The sequence below is a fragment of the Devosia limi DSM 17137 genome (genome assembly GCF_900128975.1).
In the GTDB taxonomy this organism is placed as follows: domain Bacteria; phylum Pseudomonadota; class Alphaproteobacteria; order Rhizobiales; family Devosiaceae; genus Devosia; species Devosia limi.
In genome coordinates this window covers 59,655-71,494 of the sequence record NZ_FQVC01000018.1, presented here as the reverse complement: position 1 = coordinate 71,494, position 11,840 = coordinate 59,655, and the positions used below count along the sequence as shown (strand labels likewise).

Sequence of the window (11,840 nt, the reverse complement as noted above, 5' to 3'; positions counted from 1 at the left end):
GGCGACGCCTACCGGCGCGCAGGGGCGACGCCTACCGGCGCGCAGGGGCGACGCCTACCGGCGCGCAGGGGCGACGCCTACCGGCGCGCAGGGGCTAATTGCGGCTGAAAGTGGTGCGGTACTGGCGGGGTGGCATGGCTTTGAGCGCCTTGAACTGGCGGTTGAAATTGGCGAGCGAGCCATAGCCAACCGCGCCGGCGATCTGGGTCACCGACTGCTCGGTGCCGGTCAGCAGAGCACAGGCCTGGCCGATGCGCAGGCGCGTCAGATATTGGCTGACGGTCTGGCCGGTATGACGCAGGAATGTGCGATGCAGGCCCGACTGGCTCAGCGCAGCGACATCGGCGAGATCGGCCAGGGTGATGGGGCTGGCATAGGCATGATGCAGGTGATCGAGCACGCGGTCCATGCGGCTGCGCTCGGGGCCGGCAGCGGAATGCTCGGGCACGATGGTGGCGAGTGGCTGGGCGGCAGCGTCCTCGGCCAGAAGGCTCAGCACCGAGACGAGGCTGAGAAGCCGCTCGATATTGGGCTGGGCGAAGAGGGCTTCGATCTGGGGACGAGCCTGCCGGGCCATGGCGGGGGAGAAATGCAGGCCGGCGGTGGCGCGGCGCAGCAGGCCGGCAATGCCGGCAAGCTCGGCAAATCCCTCCGTCAGGCGGTCGGCCCAATCCTGGGTGAACCACATCACCAAAGCGACATGGGGCTGGCTGGGGTCGATCGGCTCGATGGAGGACCAGGTATGCGCCAGATTGGGGCCGATCAGCACCAGGTCGCCATCGTCATAGCGGCCGGTATGGTCGCCGATGAAACGCTGGCCACGCGAATTGAGCGTCAGGGTCAGCTCATATTCGGGGTGGTGATGCCACTGGAAGGGAATGCCGTCCGCTAGCCGCCGGTTCAGCATGGCCCAGGAGGCGCCTTCGGCCAGTGACAGACGCTCCCGAAACAGCTTCATTCGGCCCCTCCTAGCGCTGTTGACGCCAGAATAGTACCGGAACTTGCCAGAGAAGGGCAAGATGGGCGGCGTTGCGTGGCCTAGGCTGGGTCCATCAGCAAGCCCCGGAGGGGAAGAGATGGAGGATCATCATGCAGGCCCAGACCAAACGCGACAGCCACCCCACCACCCAGCAGGTCACGACGCAGCTCAAGGATATCGTCAAGACGCTGCCGCTGCGGGTGCTCAGCCCCCAGGACTGGGAGCATTGGGTGACCAGGGGCTATGTGATTGTGCGCAATGCGGTGCCCGCAGCCAATGTCGAGCGGCTCAAGGCCCTGCTCTGGCAGTTTGACGAGAAGGACCCTGCCGATCCCTCGACCTGGTATGCGCCGCAGCGGCGCGACCACAAGATGAAGGAGCTCAACGGCACCGGCATGGTGGAGATCTATAACCACCAGCTGCTCTGGGACAACCGGATGGAGCAGCGGGTCTATGACGCCTTTGTCGATATCTGGGACATGGAGGAGCTGTGGGTGTCGATCGACCGTGCCAATCTCAATGTCCCCAAGAAGGTGCATGGCAATCCCGATGGCTTCATCCACTGGGACAGCGACACCTCGCTCGATCCACTGCCGATCGGCGTGCAGGGGGTGCTGAGCCTGGTCAAGCAGGATGGCGCGGTTGGCGGCTTCCAGTGCATTCCCGAGCTGTTCTACAATTTCGACGAATGGGTCAAAACCCAGCCCGCGGATCGCGATCCGATGCATCCCGATACCACAGGGCTCACGATTACCAATATCGAGATGGAGCCGGGCGACCTGATGATCTTCAATACGCTGCTGGCCCATGGCGTGCGGCCCAACCATTCGGACGGGCGGGTGCGGATGGCGCAATATATCTCGATGTATCCTGCCAATGAGGCCGATGTGGTCGACCGCGCCGAGCGGGTACGATTGTGGCGCGAACTCGACCATCCGCAGCGCGATGCGTTTCCCGGCGATCCGCGCGAATGGGAGAAACGCCATGCCGAGACGGCGAAGCTGACGGAACTGGGCGAGAAACTATTGGGGCTGAGGGGGTGGAACTAAGCACCGCCGTGTCGCAGGGCGCGAGCAAGTTCATCCGGGGCGCGACCAGCCGCCCCGGAAGACCGGCGGCGCCCCAGGCCTCCTGAGGGCCGGTCAGGGCGCGTTCATCATCTCGATCAGCAGCGGATAGACCAGGGCGGGATCACCATGCTGTTCGCGCGGATTGATCAGGTCATGCGGCAAGTGGCGGTCGAAAGGCAGGGTTTGGACACGCACATCGGCGCCGTGGTCCCGCCAATCCGCAACAAGATCCAGGGTCAGCGCATTGCTGACCGCCACATCGGCCTCGTTGAGCAGCACACCGATCCGCTTGACCGCCGGTGGATTGTCAGCGGCGCTGTCCTGCACGATCCGGCCCAGCCGCATGATTTCGGCCAGCGCATGGGTCGCCGGACGCGGAAAGGCGTAATCGATCTGGTCGGCCGGCACGTTTTCCAGCGGGTTCCACCACAGCACCAGATTGGGCAGCATTAGCGTCAGATTATGCGCGGCGCTCATCGCCCAGGGCGGCACCACATAGGGACCCAAAAACGGCGAGACGATCACCGCCTGATCGACATCGCGGCGATATTGCGCCGTCCAGGAGGCAATGGTGCCGCCGGCGGAAAGGCCGACAACGACAACCTCATCGCCGAGGCCTTGCACCAGGTCGGTGGATTCATTGGCCAGGTCCACCAGCTTGTCGGCGGTCAACTCGATCAGCGACAGGGTCATCGGATCGGCTTCGCCATGGCCGAACATGCGCGGCAGATAGACATTGTAGCCCAGCGCAAACAACTGCTCGGCAAACGCGTCGCCCTGGGCGGGGCAGCTGGTGAAGCCATGGAAATAGATGACGACGCGCGCCACTTTGCTGCCATGGGTGAGCAAGGTGGAGGGGCAGCGCTCATGCAGCGGTAACTGGGCCTCGCGCGCCTGCACCAGTTCATAGGCGGCGATGGATTGCTCGTAAGTCGTGGCCGGGCCGATCTCGGAGGCCTGGATATCGAGGCCATCGGTATCCAGCGGGGTCCAGCTGAGCCAGGCGAAGGAGCCGGCCAGCGCCAGGACGATGGCCACGGCAAGCACGGCGGCGAGGCGCTGCAGGATGCGCATCAGCGGGCTGCGCCGCTGGGTATTGCGCGCCGCTTCGGCCGCCATCAGCGGATGGAAATGCACCAGGGCCCAGGTGGTCGCCATGCCAATGATGGCCGAGATCGGGGTCGCGAGGAAACCGGTGGTCATCAGCGTCAGGCCGGCGACCAGCAGGGTATTGTCAATGCGCTCGGCCAGGGGCGGAATCGATGCGCCATCGAACCAGTCGCGCTGCACGAATTCGGCCAGCGCCAGAACGCCGGGATAGGCGAAGAAGGCCACCAGCACGCCGGTGACGGCGCCGCGCCACAGCGAAAAGCGTTCCGGCCAGGACATCAGCAGCCACCAGAACAGGCAGGCGAGCAGGAAAACGCCAACAAACAGGTTCAGCCAGGTGACACGGCCATCGGTATTGGTGAAAGCGGCGCTGATTTCGAGCCCGATGGCGGGCGCCACGAACAGGGCGGCGATGGCGAATATCAAGCCGGCCGTAACGTTCCAGCCGCGGTAATTGGGGCGCGGCCGGTTGGGATCGTCATTGCGCATGGTCATGAACTCAGTGGGCGCGGACGGGCAGCGAGGATCACCTTGAGCGCATCAAGGCTCGCCTCGTCCCAGCCGGTGGGTTCGATCAGCGCATACCAGGCGTCGACATAGTCGGCGCTGGCATAGAGGTGGCCATGGCCCATGGGGGCGGTCTGGCCGAGAGCCATGTCGACGCCCAGTTGCAGGAAGGTGACCACCGGATACCAGTTCAGCGCCGGGCTCACATCGGGGCCGCGTTCGCCGACCAGCCAATCGGGGGTGCGATAGAGGGCCGACCACTCGAAGAACACCACCGGATCGCTGGCATATTGCAGGAAAGCGATGCGGAGCGGCCCCCAGGGCACGCCCGGCATGTCCAGATGATCGCCCTGGATGGTGAAGCGAATGGAGGAGGAATTGCCGAAAACCGGCATCCATTCGGGACTATCGGGTTGACGGTTCTGGGTTGCCCAGCGCCAGATCGGGCTGGTGAAGGGCGGGCCCACCCAGAGCGCGCCCTGGAAGGGATCGGCCAGCACGTCGAAGACCTGGGTCGAGGACTGCGAGGCATGGGCGCCAAGGCTCAGGCCATTGAGATACAGTTTGGGTCTGGCGTCAGGGGGCATGGCAGTCCAATAGCCATAGACGGCATTGAACAGGGCCTGCGCCGCCTCGGTGCCATATTCGGGTTCGACCACCAGCGACAGCGGGCTGGTGAGATAGGAATATTGCATCGAGACGCTGGAGACATCGCCGGCAAGCAGGAATTCCAGCGAGTCGATACCGGGGGGATCGACCCAGCCGGTGCCGACCGGGGTGATAATGACCAGCACCGAGCGATCAAAAGCACCGACCCGCAACATTTCGTCCAGCGCCAGTTGGGCACGTTCTTCGACGGTGGGGGCCGAGCGCATGCCGACATAGACCCGCAGCGGCTCGAGCGCCGGGCGGCCGATGGCTTGGGCGATATCGGCCTGGCTGGGGCCGGTTTCCACATAGATGCGGCCATCGCGGCCAATGGTATCCCAAGGGACCAGCGAAGCAGCGCTGCCCGAGGAAAGGGGATTGGTCGGGGCGGTGCCAAAGCGCCCGGCAACCGTGTCGAGGCGCTCAAAGAAGGCGTCGGCGGAGCGCAGGGCCCCGCGCAGCAGCACGCCGTTGAACAGGGTGGCGGTAACGATGCCCACAATGATCAGGCTGGCGACAAAAGCAATGCGTGGCGGCACCAGCTTGACCAGCCGGCGCGAGACATATTGCACGCCCTGCACGATGATGGTGCCAATCAGGATGAGGATAAAGGCCGGGACCAGCGCTACCAGCAGCACCCAGAGCGGGTGGCCACCTTCGACGGGGGCGGCGCCCATGACTTCGCGCACCGAATTCTGCCAGGCCGTGGTCTGATAGAGGCAGAGCGCGACCAGTATGATGCACAGGATGGCGACGCCGATACGGAACCACTTGCCGGCCTGGCCGCGCAGGCGGCCCAGTTGCATGTAGTCCCAGAACCATTCGAGGACGGCGCCGAGGCCGTAGCCAACGGCAAACGTACAGCCAGAGAGAATGCCTTGAACCAGAATGCTGCGCGGCAGTAGCGACGGCGTCAGCGACAGGGAGAACAGCACGGCTCCGACGGCAAGACCCGTCAGGGGAATGCTGTTGCGAACCGCTATGATCCAGTTCGGAGCCCGCACGACTACACCGCCTGTTGACCAGCTGAGCGCCAAGTTGCTCTGTGCCAAGACAAAATCACCTGACGGCGCGGTTCGTCAAGTTTCGTCGCCGCAAGAACAGCGAAAGGCAGAGCGAGCCGGTCAATTGCCGCGCCTGGCGCTGGTATCGCGGGGGCAATCATGGTGCAGTGATTTTGCAGGTGCGGAATGCTATGGGTTCTGCGCGAAGCCGATGTGTCGCTCAAACGCGCGGTCTGCAGGATCCAAAGGGCCCCACTTCCCCACACATCGGCGTGGGAAAGCAGGGCAAGTCAGCAAGCGCGCAGAGGGATCTGTTTGCTCGCTATTGGTTCAGCGCACAGTCGGTCGCATGGAGTTGATGTCGGCGATCCGAAACATCAGTTTTTCGCGTTCGCGCTGGGACATGTCGGGAAAGCGCTGCGCTAGCTGGTCCTGGTTCAGCTCAAGCAGCTCATACGGATTGATACCATTGGCCTGGCGCGCAGTGTTCGGCACAACTGGTATCGCCAGGCCATCGGAAAAGGCCGGGAACGATAGAGACGTCACAGTGACGGCAATAGCCCCGGTCAGAAAAGCGCGATGCTTCATTGTCTCCCCCATTGTTGAAGCGCGTAACCAGCTGAAATCCCCAGTTCTGCGCGGTTTACAGTTCGCGTGTGACCAGCCGCTGCCCGGTCTGGCTGAGCTCTGGCTGTGACATGGTGCAGCCTGTCGCTGGCTGATCCCTCCGGCAGGCCACGCGCCAATCCCCAAAGGCCTCCATCAGCGAGGATGCGCCGCCCGGCTGCGCCGGCGTTTCCTGAGCCCCGAGGCCCGCGGCGAGGGGAAGGCTGCATGTCAGAACCTCACCTTGAAGTTTGCCTTGAAGCCGTGATCCCCGGCTGAGCCGGAGAACTGTCCGGTATAGGAGAAGCCCAAGGTGGTATCGGGCGTCAGCGTCATGTCGAGGCCGGCCTCGACATCGCGCTGTCGCGGGCCATCGGCGTGCCGGCAATGGCGAAGGCGTCGCCGGCCGAGAAGGCATGGCTGTTCATCGGCGTAGTGTCGCCGAAGGCATGCCGCCAGCCGACCATGCCGCGCAAGGTGGCATCGACCGTGCCGAGCGCCAGAGCGTGTTCAGCACGCAGGCCGAGCGTGATGAAGGTGACACCGGTGGTTGAACTCGCGCCGGAGACCGCCACCGCCCCGCCCTGTTCGGCAAAGTTGCCATTGTGCAGATTGACGTAAGCGAGATTGGCGAAGGGCTCGAAGCGGGTGCTGCCCATGTCGAAGCCATAGCCGAGTTCCCCGAACGCTTGCAGGGTCCCGGCGCCATAGCCGGCACTCAGGCTTTCGGCCAGGCCAGGAATAGTGACGGACCGATTGGTGGAGAGATCGTGCCATGTATAGGCAAGCCCGCTCCTGAAGGCGATATTGCCCCATTCGGTGCCACCATAGAGACCGACATGATAATTGTTGCTTGAACCCGAGGAGGCGCGGTCCGCGACCCTAAGGCCGGTGCGGCTGTAGCCGGCGAGCAGGCCGATGCGCCAGTCGCCAACCAGGCTGTCGGCACCGATCAGCAGACCGCCGGTGGAATGGTCGAGCCTGGCGGCATTACCGTCGCTGTCGATCTGGCTCCAGGCGCCGAAGCCATGCGACCAGAATGATGGTTCGCCATGATCGGGGGCGACCAGAACGGGCGTTGCACCCGGCCCATATGCAAGCACCGGCGCCAGTGACGCACCGGCGCCGTCGAAGGCGGCGCGCAGCCGCCCGTTGATGGCATCACGGACGAAACGGCTTTCCTCGATCAATGCCGACTTGGCCGAAGCGTGGATCTCGCCCGAGAACTGCGACAGCGCATCCAGCAGGGGATCGCCCGACAGGGCGAACAGCGCGTCGAAGCTGCCCGGCAGAACGGCGCCACCGACAATCGCGCTGTCAATTCCTGCCGCAACGCTCTTCTGGTTGAACGTGGCGTTGCCCACCAGCCCCGGCACCAGCAGGCCGGGATCAAGGGTCAGCAGCACGGTGTCGCCGGCATAGCTCAGCCTGGCATTGCGGCCAAAATTGTTGATGAGGGTAGCGCTGTCGAATGTGCCGGTCAGCGTGCCCGCATCGATGATCGTATAGGTCGTGGTCGATGTCACACGTGCCAGCGGATCGACGCTGACCGTGCCGGCGATTGTGGCTGCCCCGGTGACGATCATCCTGTCCGACGCGGCACCGTCGACCTGCACCAGATAGGTCGAGCCCGGCGTCATGGTCAGGCTGGCCATGGTCAGCGTGCCTATCGAATTGCCGGGCGCCAGCGTGCCGCCATTGATGGTGGTGGCGCCGACAATACCAGAGCCGCCGAGGGTGCCGCCGGGATTGACGGTGAGCAGGCCAGCGGAGGCGAGATTGCCGTTCACCGCGAGCGTGCCGCCATTGATGTCGACGGGGGACGCATAGGTCGCGGTGCCGGTCAGCGTCCAGATCGACGGGTCGAATTTGGTGAACGTGGTGAAGCCGGAAAATTGCGAGATATCGACTGAACCCCTGCCCGTGCCGGCAAGCTGCAAGGTGTCGCTGCCAAAGCCGATCACATCGCCGGAGATGACGGAACCCGGTAACAGCGTCAGAGTATTGCCGGCGGCACCGAAACTGATCGCAGCTGTACCGCCGCTGATGCTGCCGGCGTTGACGATCGATGCGCTGCCGCCGGCGAACCCTGTCACGATCCCACCGACCGCGCCGTTGATGCTTGCTCCAGCATTGTTGACCAGTTGCAACGCGCCGCCGACAAGGAGGCCGATGCCCGGTGCCGCTGTCCCTGAAATCGTTCCGGAATTGGTGATGGACACGTCTGAGGTGGAAAGTACGCCAATCGCGCCGCCGCTCATCGTGCCGCCGGCCAGATTGGTGATTGTGTTGCCGCTGTTCGAGAACACTATCCCATAGTTGGTGGCGCTGATGGTGCCGGCGTTGGAGATCGACGAACCAGCTCCGGAGGCCCCGCTAACAGCATCCGTCGCACTGGTGATGCTTGCTCCCGCATTGTTCACGAGCCGCGCGTTGTCGTGGAGCCCGACGCCACCGTTGATCGTTCCGGAATTTTCGATGGACCCGTTTATGACACCGGCGCCCCCGATATATCCGCCAGCGTGATTGACCACATTGGAACCGCTCAGCCCGTTGACGCTACCGAGTATGCGGGCACCGGTGTGATTGACCAGATTGCCCGTCCCGACGATCCCGACAAAGGTCGTCACGGTGCCGAAATTGTCGATCTCGCTGTCCCCAGCGCTGACTATTGAGGTGATCGTGCCGGTCTCTGCATTGACCACTTTAATACCCGTGCTGCCAGTGATGCCGCCGATATCTCCGGAATTGTGCACGTCGATAAAACCTTGGCCGGTTATGACGTTGCCGTTGATGCTTCCTCCTGCCCGGTTGATCAGCGTCACGTTGCCGGTCTGGGTGCTCACGGTTGCGACCTGGTTTGAGCTCGTGATGCTGCCTGAATTGTCGAGAATGATATTGCCACCGCGTGAGAATATGCCACGCATCCCACCGGATATGACGCCGCCAGCGCGGTTGGTGACCGAGATGTCGAGGAGGCCGTCGATTGCTGCCTCATTGGTGCCGGTGATGGTGCCTGCGTTGTCGACCGTGACAGCACCGTTGAGCGACTTGATGCCGTCGCCTGTCCCGCTGACACCGCCGCCGGCTTGGTTGGTCAAGGTCACGTTGGCGGATGAACTGATGCCGGCGACTACCCCGCTGACATTGCCGCCGGTTTGATTGGTGAGCGTCACGGCGGATGCTGAACTGATGCCGGAGCCGGCCGTGCCGGTGATGGTTCCAGCATTATCGACATTAACGACGCCGCCTGACACGATTCCCGATACCCCTCCGGAAATGACGCCTGTCGCGTGATTGGTCAGGGTCAAGCCGGTGGCCGCGTTGATGGCGTTCGCGTTCGTGGCGGTGATCGAACCGTCATTGGTCACGGCGAGAGAGCCGGTCGCGGCAATGATGCCATTGGTCCAGCCCAGGATCGTGGCGCCGACGCCGTTGTTGATCACGCCATCGCCGACCCAGATGCCGATCCTGGCATGGGATTCCACCGTCGCGCCATTGCCGACATTGATCGTAATGCCGGTCTGGTTGGCGGTGCCATAGCCCGCGTCGAGGTTCTGATCGAGGGTGGTTCCCGAGCAGGTCACCGTGGTGCCTGGCGCAGGTGTCGCGGCATCGACGGCGCCGGGCGTACAGGCAGCCTGCGCCGGTGTTGCAGTCGCGACCGATATCCCAATCGCCAGAGCCGCACCGGCGGCGCCCTGCATCCACTGTCCCTGACCAAACTGCACGCACGCCCCCATCAATTGCACGCCGCTGGCGCGTCTCATGGGGCAGTTCAACAGCGGTCCGGGGCAAGTTCACAACCAAATACCGGACACGAACGTCATAGCGATGCCTGCAAGTGACTGAAAAAACACGCTTTCTAATAATTGCCAAACAATTGGGAACATTTGCGCCACATTCCCAGCTCTGCGTGCAAGCGGCGGAGAGGGCGATAATTCTACTATGCGGTTTCCGTGCATGGCGGGCGAAACGCTCGCTTCGATTCCGCGATGCCCGCGCTAAAACAGGCGACAGAGTTGCACCGCCATGACAGAACTCTCCGGGCGGCGGTGTCGGGTCAGAGAGCGCGCGTGGAGTTTGGAATGGGCAAAACGGAGAGTGTTTTCTTCGCAGATTTGATCCTGGACGAGACCTGCCTATTCGCGCGACGCGGCGACACTACCATCCAGTTCACCCGCAATGAACGGGCACTGTTGCTCGCCTTGTCACGCAACCCGCATCGGTTGATGTCGCGCAGCGATCTGATCGAGAAGATCGCGTCACTGGACGCCGACACCGCCGACCGCAATATCGATTTCCTGGTCAACCGTCTGCGTGCCAAACTCGGCGACAGCGCCAAATCGCCCCGATACATCGCCACGCAATATGGCGAAGGTTATGTCTGGATCGCCGAACCGTCGGCGGTGCCGATCGGGGCGTCACCGCAGTCTGGGCCGGTCGATGCCTGGCTCGCCATCGTCCCGGCCTCCGTCGGGCAACGCGACCGCATCGACGCGCGGGCTTTGTCGCTGCTGACGCACTTGCGCGACGGAATCGCCGCCGGCATGTCACCCGCACAGAAGATCGTCATTGCCGACGACTGGCGCTCCGCTGCCTCAATCGGCCTGCGCTATGTGCTGCAGGTGAGCTTTCAGACCATCAACGATCGGCCTGCCTGCGCGGCGACATTGCGCGAGATGCCGTCCAAACACATCGTCAGGGCGTTCCGCCTCAATCTCGCCGACAGCGCATCGTTTGTGTCCGAAGCGACGCGGGTTTCGCGCGGGACGATCAAAGAATTGCACGACGCTCTCAGCGATGCCTCAGCCGGCCTCGGCACGCCCTCCGACCAGCCCCTCGACATCCGTCTGCGCAAGGCGTCGACTTTGCTGTCGTCGTCCAATCCGGCCTGGCTCGAGAAGGGCCAGGAACTGAGCGCAGCGCGTGCGGATAATCCGTCCGATCCCGACATCGCACTGCAATGGTGCCTGCATCTGTTCGCGCGCCTTGTGCTCGCCAATCCCTTCACTGGACTGGGCAGCGAGGAACGCGATGAAATCGAAGACGAGATCGAAGCCACAGTGCTGGATTGTCTGCCGGCGGTCCAAAGCAATCCGCTGCTGATGCTTGCCGCGGCCAAACTGTTGTACTTCGTCGATCGCGGTCATCTCGACCTCGCCGACGATCTCGCCGAACGCGCCTTCGCACGCACGGCCGACTTCGCCGCCGCGCTGCCGGTGATGGGGCAGTTGCGACAGGCGCGCGGCAACTTCAATGAAGCCGTCATCCTCTTCGACCGTGGCATCGAGATGGCCGATCCGGATTCCGAATTCCTGCAGCATATGCGGGTGCTGAAATGTATCGCGCTGCTGGCCAAGGGTGATCGCAACGCGCTCGATGCTGCCAGCACCTTCACCGGCGACATGCGCTATGGCCCGCCCGAGTTGGTCGTGATGATGGGCATGGCCATGACGGCTGCCGATCAACCGCTGCCGGAGGCCGTCGTCAAGACGCTAACCGCGGTCGGTCCTGTCGGCGTCCGCAATGCGCTGGAATACGTCTATTTCGCCTCGGCGCGTCACTTCATCGCCCAAGGCGCGCGCGCCAATGTCATGCGCGGGCTGGTCGACCATGCGATGCGCCTGCATGGCCCGGCGGCGATTCCGCCCATTGTGCCGGCCGGCACCGGTATCGTCGCTGCCCCGTGATCTCGGGGGCAGCGGCAAGTTCTGTCGCACGCAACCAGCAAGCGCCCGCCTGGTGACACCCGTAATGTTTCGCGGCCTGAATCAGGATGTTCAGCTTCGCCTTGGAATGCCCAGCAGGGAAGCCGCAGCCCTTGCCGAGATCGCGCGAGACGATGGCAACCACGTCCGAATGCGGCGACGCCATGATCGACGGCGTCACCTTTTCCATGCCGATATTGGCAAT

The 11,840-nt window shown here is 63.5% G+C and carries 7 protein-coding genes; 2 read left to right on the top strand and 5 right to left on the bottom strand.

The window, feature by feature from the left end; all coding sequences use genetic code 11:
- Positions 1–94: 94 nt before the first annotated feature.
- Complete coding sequence (locus BUA69_RS19665) at positions 95–958, bottom strand: helix-turn-helix domain-containing protein (RefSeq protein WP_046133413.1); 864 nt, start codon at positions 956–958, stop codon at positions 95–97.
- A 131-nt stretch (positions 959–1,089) separates the two neighbouring features.
- On the opposite strand from BUA69_RS19665, the gene BUA69_RS19660 reads away from it, so the two are divergent.
- Complete coding sequence (locus tag BUA69_RS19660; protein WP_046133414.1) at positions 1,090–2,028, top strand: phytanoyl-CoA dioxygenase family protein; 939 nt, start codon at positions 1,090–1,092, stop codon at positions 2,026–2,028.
- 93 nt (positions 2,029–2,121) lie between these two features.
- On the opposite strand, the gene BUA69_RS19655 is transcribed toward BUA69_RS19660, so the two are convergent.
- The 4 genes from BUA69_RS19655 to BUA69_RS21195 all read right to left on the bottom strand — a co-directional run bounded on the left by BUA69_RS19655 (position 2,122) and on the right by BUA69_RS21195 (position 9,694).
- On the bottom strand, positions 2,122–3,654 hold the full coding sequence (locus tag BUA69_RS19655) for an alpha/beta hydrolase (RefSeq protein ID WP_082093651.1): 1,533 nt from the start codon (positions 3,652–3,654) through the stop codon (positions 2,122–2,124).
- The gene (locus BUA69_RS19650) at positions 3,651–5,366 is read right to left on the bottom strand and encodes an alpha/beta hydrolase (protein ID WP_244468669.1); all 1,716 of its coding nucleotides are present in this window, start codon (positions 5,364–5,366) and stop codon (positions 3,651–3,653) included. The genes BUA69_RS19655 and BUA69_RS19650 overlap by 4 nt, the downstream gene beginning before the upstream one ends.
- A gap of 282 nt (positions 5,367–5,648) precedes the next feature.
- Positions 5,649–5,906 (bottom strand): hypothetical protein, encoded by a 258-nt coding sequence (locus tag BUA69_RS19645; protein ID WP_046133417.1) that lies wholly within the window; start codon positions 5,904–5,906, stop codon positions 5,649–5,651.
- 350 nt (positions 5,907–6,256) lie between these two features.
- Complete coding sequence (locus tag BUA69_RS21195) at positions 6,257–9,694, bottom strand: autotransporter domain-containing protein (protein ID WP_201777420.1); 3,438 nt, start codon at positions 9,692–9,694, stop codon at positions 6,257–6,259.
- 189 nt (positions 9,695–9,883) lie between these two features.
- Here BUA69_RS21195 and BUA69_RS19635 point away from each other — a divergent pair, with 189 nt between their 5' ends.
- Positions 9,884–11,617 (top strand): winged helix-turn-helix domain-containing protein, encoded by a 1,734-nt coding sequence (locus BUA69_RS19635; RefSeq protein ID WP_143154600.1) that lies wholly within the window; start codon positions 9,884–9,886, stop codon positions 11,615–11,617.
- Positions 11,618–11,840: the final 223 nt, after the last annotated feature.